The organism is Evansella cellulosilytica DSM 2522 (assembly GCF_000177235.2).
In the GTDB taxonomy this organism is placed as follows: Bacteria; Bacillota; Bacilli; order Bacillales; family Salisediminibacteriaceae; genus Evansella; species Evansella cellulosilytica.
In genome coordinates this window covers 4,340,771-4,362,355 of the sequence record NC_014829.1, presented here as the reverse complement: position 1 = coordinate 4,362,355, position 21,585 = coordinate 4,340,771, and the positions used below count along the sequence as shown (strand labels likewise).

The 21,585-nt window shown below is 38.9% G+C and carries 23 protein-coding genes and 1 pseudogene; 23 read left to right on the top strand and 1 reads right to left on the bottom strand.

What is annotated here, in order from left to right:
* Positions 1 to 112 precede the first annotated feature (112 nt).
* From spoIIQ to BCELL_RS19915, 12 genes are all read left to right on the top strand, one after another.
* On the top strand, positions 113 to 910 hold the full coding sequence (gene spoIIQ, locus BCELL_RS19960) for a stage II sporulation protein SpoIIQ (protein ID WP_013490603.1): 798 nt from the start codon (positions 113 to 115) through the stop codon (positions 908 to 910).
* Positions 911 to 1,769: 859 nt separating this feature from the next.
* The gene (spoIIID, locus tag BCELL_RS19955; protein ID WP_013490602.1) at positions 1,770 to 2,054 is read left to right on the top strand and encodes a sporulation transcriptional regulator SpoIIID; all 285 of its coding nucleotides are present in this window, start codon (positions 1,770 to 1,772) and stop codon (positions 2,052 to 2,054) included.
* A gap of 136 nt (positions 2,055 to 2,190) precedes the next feature.
* Entirely contained in the window at positions 2,191 to 3,192 is a 1,002-nt protein-coding gene (mreB, locus tag BCELL_RS19950; protein WP_013490601.1) for a rod shape-determining protein, read from the top strand.
* Positions 3,193 to 3,340: 148 nt separating this feature from the next.
* A complete protein-coding gene (locus BCELL_RS19945; protein WP_013490600.1) occupies positions 3,341 to 4,165 on the top strand; it encodes a flagellar hook-basal body protein in 825 nt (274 codons plus the stop codon).
* A 59-nt stretch (positions 4,166 to 4,224) separates the two neighbouring features.
* Positions 4,225 to 5,055, top strand: coding sequence for a flagellar hook-basal body protein (locus tag BCELL_RS19940; protein ID WP_041808447.1), 831 nt, complete (start codon positions 4,225 to 4,227; stop codon positions 5,053 to 5,055).
* A 42-nt stretch (positions 5,056 to 5,097) separates the two neighbouring features.
* Positions 5,098 to 5,802, top strand: a complete 705-nt coding sequence (locus BCELL_RS22385) for a DNA-directed RNA polymerase subunit beta (protein WP_013490598.1) — start codon at positions 5,098 to 5,100, stop codon at positions 5,800 to 5,802.
* Between the two features lie 865 nt (positions 5,803 to 6,667).
* The gene (fabZ, locus tag BCELL_RS19930; protein ID WP_013490597.1) at positions 6,668 to 7,099 is read left to right on the top strand and encodes a 3-hydroxyacyl-ACP dehydratase FabZ; all 432 of its coding nucleotides are present in this window, start codon (positions 6,668 to 6,670) and stop codon (positions 7,097 to 7,099) included.
* Between the two features lie 396 nt (positions 7,100 to 7,495).
* Positions 7,496 to 7,621, top strand: coding sequence for a hypothetical protein (locus tag BCELL_RS23265; protein ID WP_013490596.1), 126 nt, complete (start codon positions 7,496 to 7,498; stop codon positions 7,619 to 7,621).
* A 50-nt stretch (positions 7,622 to 7,671) separates the two neighbouring features.
* A complete protein-coding gene (locus BCELL_RS22970) occupies positions 7,672 to 7,812 on the top strand; it encodes a hypothetical protein (RefSeq protein ID WP_013490595.1) in 141 nt (46 codons plus the stop codon).
* Between the two features lie 112 nt (positions 7,813 to 7,924).
* Positions 7,925 to 8,230: a hypothetical protein gene (locus BCELL_RS19925; RefSeq protein ID WP_013490594.1), complete on the top strand. Its 306-nt coding sequence runs from the start codon at positions 7,925 to 7,927 to the stop codon at positions 8,228 to 8,230.
* 639 nt (positions 8,231 to 8,869) lie between these two features.
* On the top strand, positions 8,870 to 10,498 hold the full coding sequence (locus BCELL_RS19920) for a C40 family peptidase (RefSeq protein WP_013490593.1): 1,629 nt from the start codon (positions 8,870 to 8,872) through the stop codon (positions 10,496 to 10,498).
* A gap of 191 nt (positions 10,499 to 10,689) precedes the next feature.
* Positions 10,690 to 11,403 (top strand): polysaccharide deacetylase family protein, encoded by a 714-nt coding sequence (locus BCELL_RS19915; protein WP_013490592.1) that lies wholly within the window; start codon positions 10,690 to 10,692, stop codon positions 11,401 to 11,403.
* Positions 11,404 to 11,489: 86 nt separating this feature from the next.
* Here BCELL_RS19915 and BCELL_RS19910 read toward each other — a convergent pair whose 3' ends face one another.
* The gene (locus tag BCELL_RS19910) at positions 11,490 to 13,196 is read right to left on the bottom strand and encodes a DUF6612 family protein (RefSeq protein ID WP_013490591.1); all 1,707 of its coding nucleotides are present in this window, start codon (positions 13,194 to 13,196) and stop codon (positions 11,490 to 11,492) included.
* A 282-nt stretch (positions 13,197 to 13,478) separates the two neighbouring features.
* Here BCELL_RS19910 and BCELL_RS19905 point away from each other — a divergent pair, with 282 nt between their 5' ends.
* The 11 genes and pseudogenes from BCELL_RS19905 to BCELL_RS19865 all read left to right on the top strand — a co-directional run bounded on the left by BCELL_RS19905 (position 13,479) and on the right by BCELL_RS19865 (position 21,480).
* On the top strand, positions 13,479 to 13,796 hold the full coding sequence (locus BCELL_RS19905) for a hypothetical protein (protein ID WP_013490590.1): 318 nt from the start codon (positions 13,479 to 13,481) through the stop codon (positions 13,794 to 13,796).
* A 76-nt stretch (positions 13,797 to 13,872) separates the two neighbouring features.
* On the top strand, positions 13,873 to 14,649 hold the full coding sequence (locus BCELL_RS19900; RefSeq protein ID WP_013490589.1) for a class I SAM-dependent DNA methyltransferase: 777 nt from the start codon (positions 13,873 to 13,875) through the stop codon (positions 14,647 to 14,649).
* 75 nt (positions 14,650 to 14,724) lie between these two features.
* Positions 14,725 to 15,312 carry a GNAT family N-acetyltransferase gene (locus BCELL_RS19895; protein ID WP_013490588.1) on the top strand — a complete coding sequence of 196 codons (588 nt, stop codon included), beginning with the start codon at positions 14,725 to 14,727 and terminating at the stop codon, positions 15,310 to 15,312.
* Positions 15,313 to 16,030: 718 nt separating this feature from the next.
* Positions 16,031 to 16,819, top strand: coding sequence for a class I SAM-dependent methyltransferase (locus BCELL_RS19890; RefSeq protein WP_013490587.1), 789 nt, complete (start codon positions 16,031 to 16,033; stop codon positions 16,817 to 16,819).
* A gap of 42 nt (positions 16,820 to 16,861) precedes the next feature.
* Positions 16,862 to 17,233: pseudogene (locus BCELL_RS23120) on the top strand (GNAT family N-acetyltransferase); the annotation flags it as partial.
* Positions 17,234 to 17,797: 564 nt separating this feature from the next.
* A complete protein-coding gene (locus tag BCELL_RS23115) occupies positions 17,798 to 18,250 on the top strand; it encodes a GNAT family N-acetyltransferase (RefSeq protein WP_041809222.1) in 453 nt (150 codons plus the stop codon).
* A gap of 455 nt (positions 18,251 to 18,705) precedes the next feature.
* Positions 18,706 to 19,347, top strand: a complete 642-nt coding sequence (locus BCELL_RS19880) for a hypothetical protein (RefSeq protein WP_013490585.1) — start codon at positions 18,706 to 18,708, stop codon at positions 19,345 to 19,347.
* Positions 19,348 to 19,507: 160 nt separating this feature from the next.
* On the top strand, positions 19,508 to 19,873 hold the full coding sequence (locus tag BCELL_RS19875) for a VOC family protein (RefSeq protein WP_013490584.1): 366 nt from the start codon (positions 19,508 to 19,510) through the stop codon (positions 19,871 to 19,873).
* Positions 19,874 to 19,979: 106 nt separating this feature from the next.
* Positions 19,980 to 20,153, top strand: a complete 174-nt coding sequence (locus BCELL_RS22765) for a DUF6366 family protein (RefSeq protein ID WP_157184233.1) — start codon at positions 19,980 to 19,982, stop codon at positions 20,151 to 20,153.
* An 80-nt stretch (positions 20,154 to 20,233) separates the two neighbouring features.
* Positions 20,234 to 21,001, top strand: coding sequence for a GNAT family N-acetyltransferase (locus tag BCELL_RS19870; RefSeq protein WP_013490583.1), 768 nt, complete (start codon positions 20,234 to 20,236; stop codon positions 20,999 to 21,001).
* A 26-nt stretch (positions 21,002 to 21,027) separates the two neighbouring features.
* Complete coding sequence (locus BCELL_RS19865) at positions 21,028 to 21,480, top strand: DinB family protein (protein ID WP_013490582.1); 453 nt, start codon at positions 21,028 to 21,030, stop codon at positions 21,478 to 21,480.
* The last annotated feature ends 105 nt before the right edge of the window (positions 21,481 to 21,585 follow it).

The following is a 21,585-nucleotide window of genomic DNA, read 5'->3' as shown; positions in this document are numbered from 1 at the left end:
CTCTAGCAAACTACAAGATCTATTAAAAAGTAGTGTAAACAATGAAAAATTTTCTAAAAAGTGTATAAAGTACTGACAATTTGATCAGAATGATTGCTGAGGTGGTGATACTATGAGTAATCATGAGGAGAAACAAACATCCGCATGGGAGCGAACACAGGCGAAATTAAAGCGCCTAATGAAAAAACGTTGGGCAATGCCCGCAATCTATCTAACATTAACGGCAGTAGTATTAACGACATTTATTTGGTTAGCTGGAACGGAAGATCTAGCAAATGATCCAAGTGACTCAGAGTTTAATATAAACGACCCTGAAGGCATCGAGGATCCGTTTGCGTACGATGATGAAGAAGCAGTTCCGGTAACCGGTACAAATGAAGTTTTCCAAATGCCAGTGTTAGATGAAAATGAAGTAAGTGTTATAGGTACATTCTATGATTTTGATGACTCTGTAGAAGATCAAGCAAACTCTCTCGTACACTATAACAACTACTACTATATGAATAGAGGTATCGACCTTTCTTCTGAAGAAGGGGAAAGCTTTGATGTCACTGCTGCGATGAGCGGTACAGTAATTAAAGCAGAAGAAGATGCTTTATTCGGACAAGTAGTGCACATTGAGCACGATGAAGATATCGTGACAATCTATCAAAGTCTAGATGGTTCTTTAGTAGAAGCTGGACAAACAGTGAAGCAAGGTGACGTCATTGGTAGAGCTGGACGTAACCTATACAATGCAGATGCTGGCGTACACGTTCACTTTGAACTACGTAAACAAGGTATTCCTGTAAATCCATTAGACTTTATGGAACAAGGCTTATCGGCTTTACCACAATTTAATGAAGACGATATTGCTGAACAATCTGGAGCAGAAGAGCTTCCAGAAACAGATTTCCAAGCAGAATCATAATTTGAAAGACTATTTGTTGAAGACGATAACGGCACTAACATTGTTCCATTTTAAACGTAGTTGGAAAGATGTGAGAGCATCAACAGGGAGTATTATTTTCAAGTAAAACAACTACTCTGTTGATGAGCGAACTGTTACTTAAGTTATATGAGGCAAGAAATCGCAGCAAAAACAAATAGTTTGTTCACTTGGAAAAGTTTTAAACTGAAGTGTTGTAGTAAATTTGAAGAACATTCGTTAACTAGGAAATTGCACATTCCACCTGTGAGAATCAAGTCAAACACAAAAATCCCGAGAGGCAATAAGCTCTCGGGGTTTTTGTGTTTTATAAATTATTTGGCGGTGGATTTGTTGCGAGTTTTCGCAAGATTGGCACGGAGTTAGACATGATTTTATCAAAGTTACGCACGATTTCTCCCACGTTTCACATGATTCATACCGAGTTACATATGATTATCCATTTATATGGAAAAAACAGAGATAATCATCTCTGCATTAAACGAGTATTGAGTACGTTAAATGACCAGATTCAAGAAAAATAAAAAAGTTTTTTTCTAAAAAAATAAGTGACTTAATCATGGCCAAATTGTGTTAACGTCAAGGAATATTCAGACAATTGAATGAGCAGAAACAGCATGAAAAAAAAGCTGTTTCCTTGTTTTATGCATATCTCACTGTCCCCCTTAATAAAATTTAACAAACCTTACCAAAATGATAGGTTGTTCAAGAAGTATGAGGAGGTTGGCAGTGGACCTGCAAGCCCAGGAAACGCAGCTGAGACACCAAGAGAAATCAAGCATGGGTGCTGTCTTTTCTTCGTCTTTTTGAACTCCAGAAACACTCTAGGGAGGCGAGAGGTGTGCACGATTACATCAAGGAGAGAACGATCAAGATTGGAAGGTACATCGTAGAGACGAGGAAAACAGTTCGAACCATTGCAAAGGAATTTGGCGTATCCAAAAGTACTGTGCATAAGGACCTAACAGAAAGACTTCCTGAAATCAATCCAGAGCTTGCGAACGAAGTAAAGGAAATACTCGATTATCACAAATCCATTAGGCATTTAAGAGGTGGAGAAGCAACAAAGGTGAAATATCGAAAGCCAGAACCGAAAAAGGAGGGGCCACTAGAAACAAAAGTTTAAAAAAATACAATTCCTCCCACTTTCATATGTCAAAATATGATAAAATGGTACAATGGAAATACAACTATTGTAGAAGCGGATCAAAATAAAGAAAATAATACGGTCAATTGCCATCACGTGTCAGGGAGGAAAAAAAATGTTCGTAAGGGATATTGGAATTGATTTAGGAACCGCAAACGTACTTATTCATGTGAGAGGAAAAGGAATTGTCTTAAACGAGCCATCAGTTGTAGCGATTGATACATCCTCTAACCGCGTACTTGCTGTTGGGGAAGAAGCATTCCGCATGGTTGGGCGAACACCGGGAAATATTGTTGCAATACGCCCATTAAGAGATGGCGTAATTGCAGATTTTGACACAACTGAAGCAATGTTAAAACACTTTTTAAACAAAATACGTGTGAAAGGCTTATTTGCAAAGCCAAGAATTTTAATTTGTTGTCCAACAAATATCACTTCTGTTGAGCAAAAAGCGATTCGCGAAGCAGCTGAGAAAAGCGGTGGAAAAAACATCTACCTAGAAGAAGAACCGAAAGTAGCTGCTGTAGGAGCAGGTATGGATATTTATCAGCCAAGTGGTAACATGGTCGTAGACATCGGCGGTGGAACAACGGATGTTGCAGTTCTTTCTATGGGAGACATCGTCACCGCCTCTTCGATCAAAGTTGCTGGTGATCGTTTTGATCATGACATCCTCTCCTATATTAAGAAAAAGTACAAGCTTCTAATTGGAGAACGTACGGCAGAAGAAATCAAAATGAACGTTGGAACAGTCTTCCCTGGTGGTCGAAACGAAGAAATGGATATACGAGGACGGGACATGGTGAGCGGTTTACCGAGAACGATCACAGTAAAATCAGAAGAAGTGCGTGAAGCGCTAGAAGAAGCGATTTACCACATCATCCAAGCCTCAAAAAATGTTTTAGAAAAAACACCGCCGGAGCTATCTGCTGATATCATTGACCGTGGTATTATTTTAACAGGTGGAGGCGCCTATTTGCATGGGATTGAACAGCTGTTGTCAGAAGAATTAAAAGTACCAGTCTTAGCTGCAGAAAGCCCAATGGATTGCGTCGCGATCGGAACAGGCCTATTACTAGAAAACTTAGATAGAGTGACTAGAAATAAAATAAAATAGCTCTTATTATGTTGGACAAGCTATCCAATAAAAAATCAAGTAAATGTTGGTAACATACAAAAAAGCATTTAGTAATTATACATAATACCGATATAATAGATAGAAAAGCAACTATAAAGATTGATTACACATAAAGAGGTGAGGAGCCATGCTCCGTGGATTATACAGTGCAGGCGCTGGAATGATAACACAACAGCGACGCCAAGAAATGTTAACAAACAACTTAGCAAATATCGAAACACCTGGATACAAAGCCGACCAAGCGTCGATACGATCGTTTCCTAATCAATTAATACAAGCGATGGGAACGAACCATATGCAAAAATTTGGGACAAACGTTATTGGTGAGCTTTCGACGGGTGTATATATGCAAGAACGTACACCGAACTTCAGACAAGGTGACCTGCAGGAAACGTTTAATTCAACGGACATAGCCCTACTTCAAGGCGTCGTTCCAACGAATGAGGAAACAGGACAGCAAGCAGCACTCATGTTTGTCATTGAAAACAGTGAAGGTGATCTTCGCTATTCACGTAACGGTAACTTTACCGTCGATGGAGCGGGCTTTTTAACAACGTCCCAAGGAAACTACGTGCTTGATGCTGACGGAGATAGAATTAATGTCGGAAACGAAGACTTTATCGTTAGAAGCAACGGCGAAATAATAGATGCAAACGAGCAATTTATTGCCCAGCTCGATATAGCACTTATCGCTGACCCAGATCAGCTTGTGAAAGAAGGTGCTGGCCTTTTACGTTATGACGGTGACAACGCCATTGAATCTGCCATTGATAACGCTGAAGCAACGTTCCAGCTCCAACAAGGCTTTCTTGAGCGGGCTAACGTTGATGCTGCACAAACAATGACAGAGATGATGAGCGCACTGAGAACGTTTGAAGCAAACCAACGTGTGCTGCAAGCATATGACCGAAGCTTAGAAAGAGCGGTCAATGACATCGGGCGCTTACGATAAAAATAATGAAGACAAATAATATGTAATATAAAAAAATCCAATGAATTCGGGTGAAGAACGTGAACCAATCGATGATTACTTCCGCTGTCACTATGGGACAGATGCAGAGAAAACTAGACACTGTCGGAAACAATTTAGCTAATTTAAACACAACAGGCTATAAGCGCCGCGACGTTTCTTTTAGTGACCTTTTGTTCCAACAAGTGAACAACCAAAGAGATGCACACCATGAGATTGGTAGAACAACGCCAAATGGTATTCGTGTCGGATCGGGATCTGCTGTTGGACAAACAGCTGTCCGTATGGAGCAAGGCGCACTTAGAACGACAGAGCGCGAACTAGACATTGCCTTAACGGAAAAGGGCTACTTATTCGAACTAGCACCTGCTGAGGATGGCACACGCCGCTTTACACGCGATGGCGCATTTTACTTTAGCCCAAATCCGGATGTAGATGGCGAGAATTTTATTGTTAACCAAAACGGAGACTACGTGCTAGGCTCTGACGGAAATCCAATTGCAGTACCAGGACATTATGAGTCATTGCGAATCACTGATGAGGGTGCAATATTGGTTACACTAGACAATGGAGAGAGTGTTGCTGTCGGAGAACTACAGCTCGTACAGGTAACTAAGCCCCAATTACTCACATCGTTAGGTGACAACATGTATGTTTTCCCAAATCTTGAAGAGCTTGGTTTGGCGTTTGGTGATGTGTTGAATGAGGCGGCTGGCGCGCAGGTGTTCAGTCAAGGGATGCTGGAGCAGTCGAATGTGGATATGGGTCGTGAGATGACGGAGATGATGCTGACGCAGCGTAATTATCAGTTTAACTCGCGGGCAATTTCGATCGCTGATGAGATGATGGGACTTGTCAATACGATACGTTAAGGCTAAAATACATCGTAGGACGTAAATGCCGAGGAGTAGGTCATGAATAGAGAATATGTGAGTTATAGATCAAAAACTGAAAAGAAGACAACAGTGCTTGAAGAGCCTCAGGGAAAACAAGGGTCGGGTGAGCCGCAATCTGTTTCGGATGATCATAATCAAGCATTCTCTGATGCTGATGCTGCACCTCGTGGCGATGAATCTGCAAGTGATTCTATTGGTGAAAAGCGTGATCCTAGTGATAGCAAGCAGGAGCGGGATCATTCCAATGAGCTAGAGGAATTGGAAGTGGAATCGACGAGTTCAATGAAAAATAATATAGACAAAGATAAAGAAAAAGATGAAATAGAAAAAGGGGTAACAAGGTCCTCACGCCGTAAGCGCATGCTTGAAGAGAAAGCTGCGCCTATAATTGAGGATCAAGATTCGGAGTTAGGACAGAGTGTGGAAGATGAGGATGAAGAAGGCGTGAATACACGGAAAGCACGTCGGAAGCAGAAGAAACTAGCAAAACAGGAAAAGCGTGATGCGAAATTTTTAAAGCGCCGACGAATAAGATTAATTCCTATCTGGATAAGGCTGATTTTTGTTATAGCCTTATTTGCCGGAAGTTTGATTGCTGGTACAATGGTCGGTTTCGGAATCGTAGGGGACGGTAACCCCCGTGACGTTCTCGAAGCGGAAACGTGGTATAACGTATACGACTTCATCTTCATCGACACACCACTAGACAGACATAATAGATAAAAGTAGAACCGTACAAATAAGGAGTGACGACCTTATTTGTACGGTTTTTATTTGTGTTGATGTCTTTTCCGGTTAATTGGTAAATTTTGCGTAACTCGGGAGGGGATTATTTACCAGTTGTTTGGTAAATCGCACGCAACTTGGACGAAATCGCGCGTAACTCTGGTAAAATCGCGCACAACTTGGACAGAATCGCACGTAACTTTGGTAAAATCGCACGCAACTTAGACGAAATCGCGCGTAACTCGGACAAAATCGTACGCAATTAAGTTGGAATCGTTCAAAACACGTGAGAAATAATTCAAAAGAGTAAGGCTCGACCAAAGTGATAATCGAAAGAACAGGGGCAAAGAGGGTTCGAGCTTCGGAGTAGAGAAAGAGTGTTTTTTTTGGTTGTGTTTTACCAGTCATTTGGCAAATCGCACTCAACTTGGACAGAATCGCACGTAACTTTGGTAAAATCGCACGCAACTTAGACGAAATCGCGCGTAACTCGGACAAAATCGCACACAACTCAGTTGGAATCGTTCAAAACACGTGAGAAATAATTCAAAAGAGTAAGGCTCGACCAAAGTGCTAATCGAAACAACAGTGTCAAAGAGGGTTCGAGCTTCGGAGTAGAGAAAGAGTGTTTTTTTTGGTTGTGTTTTACCAGACATTTGGCAAATCGCACAAAACTTGGACGGAATCGCACGTAACTTTGGTAAAATCGCACGCAACTTAGACAGAATCGCTCGTAACTCGGACAAAATCGCACGCAACTCAAAAAATTCGAATCGTTCAAAACAGACAACAACTCAGTAGCTAAACTCCCGCACGAGTGGTAAACTAAGTTATAGCCTACATATTATAGGAGGTCATAATAATGTTGTCAATTGAAGAAATAAAGGAAATTATTCCGCACCGTTATCCGTTTTTGCTTGTGGACCGTATTTTAGAGGTAGAGGAAGGGCAGCGTGCTGTTGGGATTAAAAATGTAACTGCAAATGAAGAGTTTTTTAATGGACATTTTCCAGATTATCCAGTGATGCCTGGGGTGCTGATTATTGAGGCACTTGCACAGGTCGGAGCTGTCGCGATGCTTAAAAAAGAAGAAAACCGTGGTAGGTTAGCTTTTTTTGCAGGCATTGACGGTTGCCGTTTTAAAGGACAAGTGAAGCCGGGAGATCAGCTTCGCTTAGAGGTGGAAATGACACGTCTGCGCGGTAAAATTGGTAAAGGAAGAGCTGTAGCCTCTGTAGAAGGAAAAACGGTTGCAGAAGCAGAGATTATGTTTGCATTAGGAGACAAAGAGTAAGGCTGTATTGGTTGAACCATGAAAACGAATAGAAAGTCTCGGTGCCTATACTCGCCGTAGTCCACTATAAGAACCTTCTTATAGTGGGCTTTTTAGTTTATTGCGTGTAAGACATTTTCACATAATTTTTCAAGTGAAAAAAAGAAATTGGGATTTCAGAATAATTGCTTCGACAGTAGTGAAACTTTTAGGACAATTCGAAAGTGCTGTATATTCGGTTGCCTTGAAAATGAGTGACACGTTTATGACTATTATGACAATTGTGGGAAAATGTAAAAAAGCGTTTAAATAAGTTTGAAGCCATTGTTATCGGGTTATATCGTTGATAGAATCACCTTTACATGGTCGATATAGACCATCATCCAACTTTATTGAAAAATTAAGGAGGAAGTAAAGGTGAAAAAGAAAATATTTCTAGCATTTCTATCGAGTGTTTTTGCAGTAGGTTTTTTAGCAGCTTGCGGTGATGTAAACGAGGATATGGAAGATCCAATGATTGAAGAGGATGGCGGAGACTTTTAAACAAACTGTAACTAGACACATAACAAATTTTTTACTAGGAGGAATCAAGGATGAAGAAAAAGATGTTTTTAACAATGTTAGCAAGTTTTTTCGCGGTAGGTATGCTTTCGGCTTGTGGTGATGTGGAGGATGGAGAACCGTTAGACCAGGAGCCAATTGATGAAGAGGTACCAGCAGACGACGACTTGTAAAAATATTTACTAACATAAAATGCTCCTCCTAAGGTCATGATATATATACAAAATTATATTTTCATGCAAAATATAATTTTTCAATGCTATGACTTAACAGGAGGAGCTTAACATGAAGAAGAAAATTGTGTTATCCGCTTTATCAACTGTTTTAGCAGTAGGTGTTCTCGTAGGTTGTGGTACTGCTGGTGATACTGAAGATCCATTAGTTGATGAGGAACCTATGGGTACAGACACTAACTTAGGTGATGATCCAATCGATGAGGATTTAGGTATTGACGACGATATTGTTGACGAGGATATCGATGATGGTTTAGAAGACATGGACGATAATGATTATGACGAAGAGATTAACGATGCAGATGAAGAATTTAATGATGATGAGTACGACGAAGATGAGGATGAAGACGAACAGTAAGTGTAGATTTAGATTTCCAATACGAGAAAGCCACATGTAGCTATAAAAAATTGTGAGGTACGTGCTGAGCAATTTTGATTCTTTACCCCCCTTTTAATATATATGAAATAACCTAGGAGGTCGCCACCCTCTTAGGTTTTTTCTTTTGTACGGTGCGTGCAGGAGTGCTTGGGCAATGGCTAACGCACATTTAGTTGACAGCGATATGTCGGCTAAATTGCATAAAGACCGTTTAACTACCAGGCTCTTTTTGAGTTCAGATGATGTCATTTTTCTAAGGTGATAAGACAAAAGGAAAGAATGTTTTAAGAAGAGGACTTTTAATGTCACAACATGTCAAAAAAGTTTGAAAAAATGCGTCAAAAGTAATAAAAATAGGTCATTAGTAGCTAATTTTTTGCAGAAAATCTTGGTAAAATTGGATTAAAACGATCGTTCTATTTAGTGAATGAAAAAAGTAGATTCGGCATGGAACTAATGATACATAGTGATCTCATATCGTTCTATTTAGTGAACATCCGGACATGAACGCTACTTGTTCTATATAGTGAAAATGAACCCATTGAACGACAGGTTACTCAAGCAATCGTTTATATGGGTACGCTTCTATACATAAAACAACTAAAAAGAGGTGGAGAAATGGGAATACAATCTAAGTTAGGCGCTACACTCGTAACTTCTGTTACAGCGACTGGTGTATTTCTAGCGATGCCAAGCATAGCGGAGGCGTCCTTTGGGGAAAAAACGTTATCATTCGGTGTGAAGTCAAACGATGTTGTTGTACTTCAGGAGCAATTAAAAGAGAAGGGCTATTTTAATTATCCGACAGCAACAGGATACTTTGGTGAAGTGACGAGAAAAGCAGTGCAAGATTTTCAACGGGCAAACAATTTGAAGGCTGACGGCATTGTTGGTCCACGCACGTTTGCTGCATTGGCAAACACAACGTCGGTACAACCGACACAAAACGTTACCCAAACATCGAACAATCAGACTACACCGACAACAACGCAAACAACGACAAACTTAAGTGAAATAAAGACAACGAATGTCCTTCGTGTAGGTTCAAGAGGGAAAGACGTAGAAGCAGTACAAACCATCCTGAAGAAAACAGGCTTCTTCAACCATGACGCGATCACAGGATACTATGGGACAATCACGCAGGAAGGTGTCCGAAATTTTCAACGCGCTAGGGGCTTAAAGGTCGATGGTATTGCTGGCCCTCAGACGATTGCGGCGCTCAATAAGGAAATCAATTCAAGCTCAACGACGACAAATAATAATAACAATACGAACACGTCCAATAACACGCAAAACTCGAATAATTCTCAAAGCAAGAACAACTCGAATACTAACAATAGCACACCTGTAAGCATAGGCAGCATGACGTCTATTCTTCGTGAAGGAAGTCAAGGAGAACAAGTTCGCACACTACAAACGGCATTAAAGGAGCTTGGATATTTTCAAGGTGACGTTACAACCATTTTTGGACCAATTACGAGAAATGCAGTACGTAGCTTCCAGCAAGCAAACAGTTTAAAAGTTGATGGCGTTGCAGGTCCACAAACTTTCCAAGCACTAGAGCGTGCGCTAACGGAAAAAAATAATCCTTCTTCGACAACGCCGACTAGCAACAATAACGCGAATGCCGATGCAACAACATTACTAAGAGTTGGCCAATCTGGTGTAGGAGTTACGGAGCTTCAAGCACGATTAAAAGTGTTGGGCTACTTTAAACAAGAGCCAACAGGGTTCTTTGGTGATATAACGAAAAATGCATTGACGCAATTTCAGAAGGATTGGGGACTCGTTTCAGATGGCCTTGTTACACAATCAACGTGGGACAAGCTGGATGAAGTCTCTGCTGTTCATTTGAAAACAGTCGAGACGATGCTCCCGAAAACGTCATTTAACCCGTTGAACCTCGTCGCTGATGCAGGTAATTTTATAGGAGTTCCATACTTATGGGGAGGTACGACCGCTCTAGGATTTGACTGTAGCGGATTTATTCAATTCGTGTTTAGACAAAACGGTGTGACGCTGCCAAGAACTGTAGCTGAGCAATGGAATGCAGCAGTACCAGTAACCGACCTCAAAGTTGGTGACATCGTATTTTTTGAAACATATAAAGCCGGCCCATCTCATAATGGAATTTATATTGGGAACAACCAATTCATTCACGCAGGCTCATCCACAGGCGTTACAATTACAAGCATGAACAATTCCTACTGGAGCCAAAGATACCTAGGAGCCAAACGAGTCAAGTAGATGAGGCAAATAGGCCAATAGGGACGGTTCTTGTTTGCCAACACATTGGCAAACAAGAACCGTCCCTTTTAACCTCCACAATTATCCTATAAAAAAGCAGGTAGACCAATACGTATTAATTTGGTATTGTAAGCAAGTAATTGTCTAACTTTACATTGCACATGAAAATGGGATTAGCAGTGGAGGATAGTATGAAAAAACTTTTAATTATTATCATGATAGTGGCATTACTTTTTATTGGTTTAGCCTTCTTATTAAATGCATTGTCTCAATCAAGATCATTACAATTTTTTGGAGGACTTGTTACAAATGTAGAAACCGATGAAAAAGTAGTAGCATTAACTTTTGACGATGGTCCAGGGGTACATACAGACCAGATTTTGCACATTTTAAGAGAAAATGATGTTAAAGGGACCTTTTACTTGACGGGGTATGAAATTGAAGAATATTTTGAAGATGCAAAAAAAATTGTCGACGACGACCACGAAATTGGAAATCATACCTACTCACATGAACGAATGATTTTTAAGTCTCATGCATTTGTGAAGGAAGAAATAGAGAAAACCGATGAGCTTATAAGGCAAATAGGCTATGAAGGAGAGATAACGTTTCGCCCACCTTATGGGAGAAGGCTATTCGTACTACCGCGTTATTTATCAAGCCAAGATAAAAGCACAATTCTATGGAGCTTAGAGCCTGAATCTTATCCTGAAATAGCTTCAGATTCCAGTAAAATAACAAACTACGTAGTCGAGAACATTGAGCCAGGTGACATTATCTTATTGCATGTCATGTATGAAAGTCGTATCGAATCACTCAACGCAGTAGAAGGCATTATACATGAACTAAAGGAGCAAGGGTATCGCTTTGTAACCGTATCAGAATTATTACAATACGAAAGCTAAAGCGCAAATAGGGACGGTTCGAGACTGCAAATAGGGACGGTTCTTGTTTGCCAATGTGTTGGCAAACGAGAACCGTCCCTATTAGCCTAAAAGTTGATTTGTCTTGGGTTGGTACCATCTTTATTAATGACAAACCAGCCAAGCTCGAAGCTACTAATGTGTTTTTGGTAAAACACAAGGTCGTCAATCACGTGAATGGAAAAGCCACGGTCGTCCAATTTTGTTTTTTCGAGTGTATCTAAATCTAACCTATACAATGCTTCATCATCAGATGCATTGGTGAAAAATAGACTGTCTTCTGTTACATTAAACCCTTGCGACTCTGCTTCTGTTAGTTTTTCCACACGATACCCGTCAGTTGAAATGCGGTATAGAGAATGGCCGTCTTCACTGTTTTCGTAATAAATATATTCGTCTAATGCTTGAAAAGTACCAACACGGTGACTTATAAAAGGAAAGTTCGCATTATCATTTGGATCGACATCCGTTACGTACAAATGGTGATCATCCCCTTGATAGAAAACGTTCCCTTGATGAATGGTAAAACGAAATACATGATCAACGAGAGTGAATGTCGTTGTTGTAGTAGGAGAGAGCTGAGTAGCGTATAGTGAACGCTGATTATGCCCATTAAAGTTTTTATAATAAAGCGTTTCATCTATCACACGTACATCGATAGTATTGTCGCTTATAACCTGTTCTATTTCGGAGCCGTCTTTACTCATTCTATATACGTGTGAATCTTTTGAGCGATCCTCGTAATAAATCCAATCGTCAGTGACGTTTATGTTAGCTGCAATGTCATCAGATAATTTTTCAACATGATTGTCGATCTCATCAGCTTTAAAGCGATAGATCCCCTCAATGTGATGATCGTCAGCAAAATAAATCCACTCACCATCTGTAGTAAATTTAGCCCCATTAAAATGATTCCCATCCGAAATGCCTTTTTCTTCTTCAATAGAAGTTTCGGTATCAATTTCCAAATCTATTAGGCTATCTGACATGTTTTCTCCAATTTTTCTTGCATTATCAATAACCTCGTCAGGGATGAAAACAGGTTCCGTGTCAGTATAATCATAAGTAATGTTTATTTGTTCCATAAATGTCATGTCATCAATGTCTGGATTTCCCACGTCCAATAACAGCTCAATTAATTCTGATTCTCGCATGAATGTATCTTTATTAATTGTAAATTCATAATTTAATTGTTCAACTATTCCTTCAGATCGAAGTATGTAAAGCATTATTTCAAGAAGAGGATCGTCTTGTACGTGAAAAAAAGGAAATATCGTTGATAGTAAATTGTCTAATCCGTCATCATATGTCGATAAAGTAAAATGGTAATAGTCTCTTTCTTCTATAAAAGTAAAGGAATCACTAAATTCTTTTATGAGATCGAATTGTTCATGTGGCGTTGGTGGGGTATGAGAATAGTCGTTTCCAATCCATTCAGCATCCGTCTCGGCCACTCGAGTACCTTGATGATAAATAGCATCATCTGATATATAGACTTCCGTTTTAACTTGGTGTTCGTCATCATAGTCACTTTCAAGTTTCATATGTGCAGCGAGAGGTGTATATTGAACATTTCCTTCACTTGATATAACGATTTGTTGCCCATCTTGATCTTCGGCATGGGAATCGAGCACAAAACGGAACTCATTTATATCGTCCATTGCATCAATAGTATTCTCTAAAACTTCTATCGCAGTTAACTCCTCATTACTACAACCGATGAAAATTGCACTACTAACAAATAAGAAACATAGTTTATTAAAATGTTTATTCACAAATATACCTCCTGTAATACCATTCCTAAATAATGGTAACTTGTTTGTCACGACAATTCAATAGGGAATGGCTAATGGGGACGGTTCTCGTTCGCCAGTTGGCCAACGAGAACCGTCCCTATTAACCTCTATTAACCTCTTAAGCTATCATGTTCAATGATGGAAAAAAGTGTTAAAGTTAATATGGAGAACGATACTGCGCTTAACAATATAGGTGCTGTTTTAAACATGACATCCAGGAATGACTTAGAACGAATATAATAAATGGATGGAGTGAGAGTTGTGCGAGAAGAAGAAATTAAGGGATTAAAGAGAGAGATGAATAAGGAAATCGAGAGAGTAAAAAGAGCACATAAATCCTTCAAAAAACGTGTGAGCATCGTAGCTAATATATTCATTCCAGGATTAGGCTTAATTGTGTATGGGGGTTCAGTAATAGCGGCTCTCATAACGATGGTGCTATTTTATTCGTACATTTGTTTCTACTTATCTGTGATTTTCGTCCCTATCGATGCAGCATTGGCCGTAATATATTTTGTTCCTGCGGTAGTTATTTGGATTGTTAGCTTAATCATGGTAGTGGGGATGGACGATCTATAGTTGTAACTATACTAAAGGAATCTGATTTATTTAGGTGAATTTATGCTACTAATTTTTTTATAAAGGAAGAAAAGATATGACAGAGAAAACAACATTGAGTAATTTCGAAGAATACGAAAATCCCACCATATATGATGTGGAAAATAATACTTATATGGATGACGTCAAGTTTTTGGAGAAGTGGGCAGCTCAAACAGAAGGTGTCATCATTGATTTGGCATGTGGTACAGGGAGGGCAACGATTCCTTTAGCAGCAAAAGGCTATCGATTAATAGGAGTTGACGTGCATCAAGGAATGTTACAAGAAGCGGTCAAAAAATCAAACGACCTTGATTTGCAAATCGAATGGGTGAAGCAAGATTGTACACGGTTAAAATTGAATGTTAAAAGCAATCTGATCTACTGTGTCGGTAATTCGTTCCAACATTTTCTTACGAATGAAGATCAAGATAATCTATTAACAGGGGTGTACAAACATTTAAGTGAAGATGGAGTATTCATTTTCGGAACAAGATTTCCGAATGAGAAAGAATTATTAGTAGAAAACGAACTAGAGTACTGGAAGACGTATATTGATGATAGATCAGAAAATAAAGTTGATGTATATACGATCAGTAGTTATGATTCTTTAAAACAAGTACAGCACAATACGACAATAAGAAAATACATCTATAATAATGACGTGGTTGATGAATTAAAGACTAATATAAGCTTGCGATATGTTTTCCCTCAAGAAATGGAACGTACATTAACATCAAACGGATTAAAAATTGTTAATGTTTTTCAAGATTGGAATGGTACGACAATAACAAACCAAAGCAATCAAATGATATACATATGCAAAAAAGGCTAATGGGGACGGACCTCGTTCGCCATTTTAGGCAAACGAGAACCGTCCCCATTAACCTATTTAGGGAGAGACGGAACGATGAATGACTTTTATTCTAACAACATAATATTGGAAAATAATATTGTGAAATTAGTGCCATTTGAAGAAATTTACAAGGAGCAGATAAAAAAAATTATCTATGATGAGGAAGTACATTATACAATTGATTGTAAAAATGAAGAGGATTTGGAAAAGTACATTGTGGAAACTGCTGAACAAAGAGAAGTGGGAAATTCATATCCGTTTATAATTATTGACAAAAGAACTAACGAGGTAGCTGGTTCAACAAGATACGGAAATATTCAGTTTAATAACAAACGGTTAGAAATAGGATGGACTTGGTATGGTAAACCCTATAGAGGGACAGGATTAAATTTTGCTTGTAAATATGAACTATTGAAATATGCGTTTGAAGTTATGAATTTTAGACGGGTGCAGTTTAGTGCGGATATTGAAAATACTCGCTCACAAAATGCAATAAAAAAGTTGGGAGCTACCCAAGAAGGTATATTTAGAGCAAACTATATTAATTCATCAGGTCAAAGTCGAGACGATGTATACTTTAGCATTATTTACAGAGAGTGGGACCGAATCAAGAAGAGTGTATTTAAAGATTTCACTTTTTAAAACCGAGAGTTGTGAAGTACTTTACTTATACTATAGGCACTCCGTTAGTTGAAGATGAAATAATTACATTTAATCCTAAAGAACCGACTACTCTTGTGTAGTTGGTTCTTTTACATGTATCATTATTGGTTACTTAATTCCCACCTAATTCAGCACCATATTAGATAGGAAATTTGCAGCTAATTTAGTATACAAAATCAAATTTTGAATAATGAGCATTTTTTAGTACGATATTTCGGGGGCCAATTAGAGAATAAATTAAGGGGAAACCTTGTTATATCAATAAAAAATCCTAGTCCAATTAGCTATCTATTTGGTCTAATAATTACGGTAATATTTGCTTTTTATCCTCACGAACCGAACTACTTAGTAGAACTCCATGTCCTTTTTTATACGCATGCAACAAAAGATGGAATTCTCAGCATCTTTCTTTTTGGTAGATTGTGATATTTTTTTTTCCTATTGGACGACGTTAATACCCTGACAAATTGGGACCACCGGGTTCATTCACACTCTTTATTTGCCAATCAAAAAGGAACTTGTGTAAAAATATAGAAATTAATAGAGTAGACGAAAGATTAGGAGACGTGGTAAGAGTTTTTGTTCCAGGTTTTAATTTCTTTTACCTGACAGAAATGGTACTTGCATTTGGCAAATTTGGCAAATGAGAACCGTCCCTATTAGCCGCTATTAGCCATATTAGCCTGGAGGTGGAGAGATGGATGTGAATTTCGGTAATGTGGCTAGAAGATATGCACAGTTTCGAAACGATTTGCCGAATGAATTAATGGATAGTTTAAAAATAAGAGGAGTAAGTTTTACGGGGAAAAGTGTCGCAGATTTTGGTTCAGGGACTGGTGTTTTAAGTCGTGCTCTGTGTAGGGAAGGGGCAACCGTCACTGGGGTGGAGCCATCAAGAGAGCTAATAGAGGAAGCTAAAGTGCTGGACAAAAACGAAGGTGTAACAATTAATTATGTTAATCATTTCGCAGAATCTACTAGCTTAGAAAGTGAGAAGTTTGATTACATCACTGTATTGCGAGCTTGGCATTGGTTTGACAGACAAAAGACAATGGATGAAATGAAAAGAATTCTAAAGGATCGTGGCACAATATTGATCATGGACTCCGGCTTTATTTCGGGGTCGAAGGTGATATCGGATACAGTTGAAATTGTAAAACGATATATGCCAAATGGCGTGATAAAGCCAGCTGGGTCTAAGCAAAATTCGAAGCAATTCATCAATAGTTTTCCAGTAGAATGGTTTCAAGAATGGAAGCAAAATCGGTTTGATTTAACAGAAACGTATAAGTTCGAGTATACTGTTCCATTTACAAATGCAGAATGGTGTGGCAGAGTAGGGTCGCTTTCATGGTTGTCCCAGTTTGATGAAGCGACTCAAAATCAAATATTAGAAGAAATATACAATCACTTACATAAAGAATTTGGAGATGTAAAGCATCCTATTCTTCATGGGTGTTATATTTCTATATTGAAGCGGATTTAAAACGTGATTTTCAAAAAAGTAAAATGAGACAGGTGAATAAAAGTGGTGAATGAAAAAATTATTTATGAAAAATGTGAGTCTAGACATAGTTATTCTCTAAGAAGTTTATTGACTATCTGTTTCCCGAGCGACGATTATTCTCAACATTTCTTTGAACGGGGCTTGAAAAATTCAAATAATAGCTGTACATATGTTGCTATGAAAATAGGAGAAGTAATAGGCGCCATTACAGCATGGAAAACAAAGTTTCATCCTAATTGCACATATTTTTCGTTAGTCGTTCATCCACTTTATCGCAACATAGCTGTAGAGGCCGAACTGTTAGATCAAATAAAAATGCAAGACCTGACTTATCCATTGCAAACTTCAATTTCAGAAACAAACTATTTTTTGAAGGACTTTTATGAGAAAAATGGTTTTAAAGAAATGAGACGTACTTATTTGCCATTGTTACATATCTCAAAGATGAAAGGTTTATATGAGAGCTTCATAAAAAAATATGAAAAAACTAATGTCTCAATAAAATCATTTAAGGAAATAAAAGAAGACGAGAACGTAACAAAAAGATTGATCTTAATGGTAAAGGATACATATGAACAGACGCATAAGAAAAATCCACCCGGAATAAGTGATGTACATACATGGGGAGAGTTAATTTTTAATGAGGATACGATGCTTGACAGTAGTTACATCGCTTTGTCTGAAAGTAACGAAATTTTGGCATTTGCATTCATGCATGAAGGAGAAAATAATCAAGTTTTGGAACTTGGTTGGAGAGGTACAAAGGGCGTCAATAATGCAAATCTATTACTATTACTAACAGCGATGCAAATAAATGATGCTAATAGTAAAGGTTATGAGTGTATTGAGGCTGAAGTCGACTCTACCGATCCTTACTCATTAGAAATGTTGAAGGTATTCCCCTTTTCAACAACACCATCGCTCATTACCTATCAACTATCCAATGTCGAGAACGCTATGAACATTAGACGATTAGCTAAAACCGAGAAACCGCCAATGCAGTTATTGCTATTAGCTGACCCATCTGAAAGAATGGTAGAGGATTATTTGAAAAGGGGAAATTGCTATATTGCGGAAATAAACAATCAAGCTATTGGCGTTTATGTTTTACTATCTTCAGGACCACATACAGTCGAGTTAGTCAATGTTGCAGTTGATCCTAAACACCAAGGACAAGGGATTGGCAGACGATTAGTAATGGACGCCATTAAGATAGCAAAATCAAAGGGCTACAAATCAATCGAAGTGGGTACCGGTAATTCTAGCATAGGGCAACTTGCTCTTTATCAAAAATGTGGATTTAGAATAACAACTATCGAAAAAGATTATTTCATGACACACTATAACGAAGAAATTTTCGAGAATGGCATACAGTGCAGAGACATGATCCGCCTCTCTCGAGAAATATAAAGCTAATAAGGCTAATGGGGACGGTTCTCGTTTGCCCTTGCGGCAAACGAGAACCGTCCGAGACCGCTGAAAAAGTAGAAATCTTGATATTTTATTGTATTAATATTCAATATATCTAATTATAGAATAGGTTGATGAGACCGGAGCAATCGAGGTAACTGTCTCTTCCTCTACGAGCATATGCTTTGAAGCGTATCCGTCGAGACAACTCGAAGCATTAGGCGACGAAGCGACGCTCTTTCCTGAGGGAGAAAAGGCAGGGGTGAGACTACGTAGATGCAAAGCATCAAGGAGGCTCACCAGCCGCCCGCGGAAAGCGAGTTTGCACAGATCTCATCAACTTCTATATTCAAATAACCTTATATTTATTAGCCTATACTTAAAGGGTAAGTACTTTTTCACTGGTTCCGGACCGTCCCCATTAGCATACTAACCGTAGAAAGCAGGAATACAATATGTCTGAACACAAAAAAGAAAAGTTTACTGAACTCGATGTTGAAAAACTAAATATTGTTGATAAAAGTGGTAAGGTCAAAATGACGTTATTCAACCAAGATAATATACCTCCATTAATCATGGGTGGTGTGGACATAGCCCCTGGGCACAGACAAAATGACCCGGATTCCGGAATCATTTTTTTCAATGGTAAAGGAGAAGAATGTGGCGGTCTTATTTATGGAAGTGAGGAGGATGAGGAAGGAAACTACAGTGCGACAGCATCATTAACATTTGATCAATACAATACAGATCAAGTTGTCCAAGTTCATTATAGCGACGAAAATGATGATAGGCTTTATGGTTTTTCTATCTATGATAGGCCAAACATCCCTCTGTCCGAGTTAGTTGAAAAACATAAGCAAATTAAACAATCACAAATAAGTGATGAGATTAAAGAACAACAAACGAAGGAGCTCTTAAAAGGCAATGCCCATAGAGCGTTTATGGGGAAAAATAAAGACGGAGATGTTTCGGTTCAGTTAATGGATTCTAAAGGAAATGAAAGAATTCGTATGGTTGTAGATAAAAATGACGTACCAAGAATGGAGTTTTTAAACGAAAAAGGCGAGGTTACTTATAAATTACCTCCCGATGAATGAAAAAACTGCGAGCTGTAGGGGGAGATGGCTCTACTACGTTTTGAAGACTACACGTTGTCTCTAGACATAAAATCTAAACTCTAAAACTATGTAAGTATGGAAGTTTCGGCAAATCCGGCAAACGAGAACCGTCCCCATTAGCCAAAAGGAGAGGATATGTATGATTATTGGTTTGCATCATGCGCAGATTACGATACCAAAAGGAGCGGAGGAGGAAGGGAGACGTTTTTATTGTCACATACTGCAATTACCTGAAATGGAAAAGCCTGATTCGTTGAAAGGGAGAGGTGGATTTTGGTTACAAGTAGGTGATAAAGAAGTTCATGTTGGTACGGAAGACGGTTTTGATCGATTGACAACGAAAGCGCATTTAGCATATGAAGTGGAGGATGTGCCATACTGGCGTCACGTATTAGAGGAAAACAAGATAGAAATTCTAGATTCAGTACCGATCCCAGGCTATGAGCGATTTGAATTTCGCGATCCGTTTGGAAATCGGGTTGAAATGATAAAACGTACCGATTAAAAGCATTACACATCAATTTTTCACAAAGAAAACCGGTATGGGCAGCTACAACAAGAAACTTCTTTCCCTTTAATCCGTATATGGGGATGAATAGGGGGCGTGGCAATTGACGAAAGAAACCACACGGGATCGTTTAGTGAGAAAAGAACAAAGGAATAGTCCAGGAAGTGGATTTAACAATGCACTAGCGAGGGCGCATACTGGCCAGCCACCGAACGGCTGTTTATCTTTTATTATTACTGTCATAATAATTTTCTTGCTATTTCGAGCATGTATGTAGCATTGTAGCACGTTTTTTTACCGAAATATCTTGCGAAAATTTACAGGAAACGACTAAATATAGATGAAAGAAGGAATGTAATGATTTTTGAAGCCGATCAACATGTTAGGGAAAAGTTAGTCCCTATGTTTGCAAAATTTGATAGCACAATTGTACTATCCTATCTCCAAGGCCACATGGGGAAGGCATGGGTAAATAACGTTGAAACGCCAACCGTTGCACAAATAACGGTAGGCATTTTCGTATTTTATGCAGGGGACCCTTATGCAGAAGGAGCGGAACAGTTACTACACAATCTTCCCGAGTTTCCACTAGTCATTGTGCAGAGCACTGAATGGAAAGAGCGGATCGAGAAAGTTCATAAAGATTCATTTGAAAAATTTCAGCGCTATCGCTTCAGTAAGAATCGTGAGCATTTACAGAGGACACATTTAGAAAAAATAGCTTCTCAATTACCAAAAGAGTATAAAATGCAAAAAGTAGATAAAAAAGTAGCTGAGGATCCCACATTCCAAGAGCTCTCCGAAGATTTTGTAAGTCAGTTCGAATCGATAGATGATTTTATTAATAGAGGCGTGGGGTATGCTATTTCCCATGATGACCAAGTAGTATCTGCGGCAACATCGTATAGTATATACAACGACGGTATCGAAATAGAAGTTGCCACTCACCCAAACTTTAGAAAGAAAGGTTTAGCAACTATAGTAGCAGCTGCCATAATACTAGATTGTTTACATAGAGGGAAATATGCTAGTTGGGATGGCGCGAACGAAGAATCTATTCATCTTGCCGAGAAACTTGGCTACATTTTTAAAGAACGATATGACACGTACTACATAAATGTTTAGCAGCAGACTGATATGGAGGTGAGCCCATGAAAAAAACGTTCAAGGAATTTGCGAGTGCATGTGAGGAAGTTTTAAAACTACAAGGTGTACCGGAGGAAAAGCTTTGTGAACCTATACAAGAAGGTAAATGGTCGGTGAGAGAAATCATCGGTCATCTCTATTACTGGGATAAATTTAATCTCGAACGGATGCTTCCGGATATGCACGACGGTGCTGATCTACGAAAGTTTCCTGATCATGATGAGCATAACGCCGAAGCGATTTCATTTCTTCAAGATGAGCCAGTCGAAGCTATCGTAGATCGTTTTGTAGAGACTAGACAAGTACTGACGGGAAAACTAGTAAGTTTAGACGGAAATATGAGATTTACTATTGGTGGTGGCAAGAGGAAACTCTCTGTTGAAAGCTTCACTAAGATTTTCGTAAAGCACGACACGCACCACTTAAAACAAATCGCTGAAAAACTAAGTGAGAATTAATTCACTAGGTGAAGGGGCGAGGGGTAACAGTCACTATTGGCACTACTAACCGGTAAAATGGGAGAACGGCGAACGAGAACCGTCCGAGACCGCTGAAAAAGTGTA

What these genes read in the sequence shown, in the direction of transcription:
- spoIIQ (WP_013490603.1), top strand. Translation starts at nt 113, where the DNA reads ATGAGTAATCATGAGGAGAAACAAACATCCGCATGGGAGCGAACACAG.
- mreB (WP_013490601.1), top strand. Translation starts at nt 2,191, where the DNA reads ATGTTCGTAAGGGATATTGGAATTGATTTAGGAACCGCAAACGTACTT.
- BCELL_RS19945 (WP_013490600.1), top strand. Translation starts at nt 3,341, where the DNA reads ATGCTCCGTGGATTATACAGTGCAGGCGCTGGAATGATAACACAACAG.
- BCELL_RS22385 (WP_013490598.1), top strand. Translation starts at nt 5,098, where the DNA reads ATGAATAGAGAATATGTGAGTTATAGATCAAAAACTGAAAAGAAGACA.
- fabZ (WP_013490597.1), top strand. Translation starts at nt 6,668, where the DNA reads ATGTTGTCAATTGAAGAAATAAAGGAAATTATTCCGCACCGTTATCCG.
- BCELL_RS22970 (WP_013490595.1), top strand. Translation starts at nt 7,672, where the DNA reads ATGAAGAAAAAGATGTTTTTAACAATGTTAGCAAGTTTTTTCGCGGTA.
- BCELL_RS19925 (WP_013490594.1), top strand. Translation starts at nt 7,925, where the DNA reads ATGAAGAAGAAAATTGTGTTATCCGCTTTATCAACTGTTTTAGCAGTA.
- BCELL_RS19920 (WP_013490593.1), top strand. Translation starts at nt 8,870, where the DNA reads ATGGGAATACAATCTAAGTTAGGCGCTACACTCGTAACTTCTGTTACA.
- BCELL_RS19915 (WP_013490592.1), top strand. Translation starts at nt 10,690, where the DNA reads ATGAAAAAACTTTTAATTATTATCATGATAGTGGCATTACTTTTTATT.
- BCELL_RS19900 (WP_013490589.1), top strand. Translation starts at nt 13,873, where the DNA reads ATGACAGAGAAAACAACATTGAGTAATTTCGAAGAATACGAAAATCCC.
- BCELL_RS19895 (WP_013490588.1), top strand. Translation starts at nt 14,725, where the DNA reads ATGAATGACTTTTATTCTAACAACATAATATTGGAAAATAATATTGTG.
- BCELL_RS19890 (WP_013490587.1), top strand. Translation starts at nt 16,031, where the DNA reads ATGGATGTGAATTTCGGTAATGTGGCTAGAAGATATGCACAGTTTCGA.
- BCELL_RS23115 (WP_041809222.1), top strand. Translation starts at nt 17,798, where the DNA reads ATGAACATTAGACGATTAGCTAAAACCGAGAAACCGCCAATGCAGTTA.
- BCELL_RS19880 (WP_013490585.1), top strand. Translation starts at nt 18,706, where the DNA reads ATGTCTGAACACAAAAAAGAAAAGTTTACTGAACTCGATGTTGAAAAA.
- BCELL_RS19875 (WP_013490584.1), top strand. Translation starts at nt 19,508, where the DNA reads ATGATTATTGGTTTGCATCATGCGCAGATTACGATACCAAAAGGAGCG.
- BCELL_RS19870 (WP_013490583.1), top strand. Translation starts at nt 20,234, where the DNA reads ATGATTTTTGAAGCCGATCAACATGTTAGGGAAAAGTTAGTCCCTATG.
- BCELL_RS19865 (WP_013490582.1), top strand. Translation starts at nt 21,028, where the DNA reads ATGAAAAAAACGTTCAAGGAATTTGCGAGTGCATGTGAGGAAGTTTTA.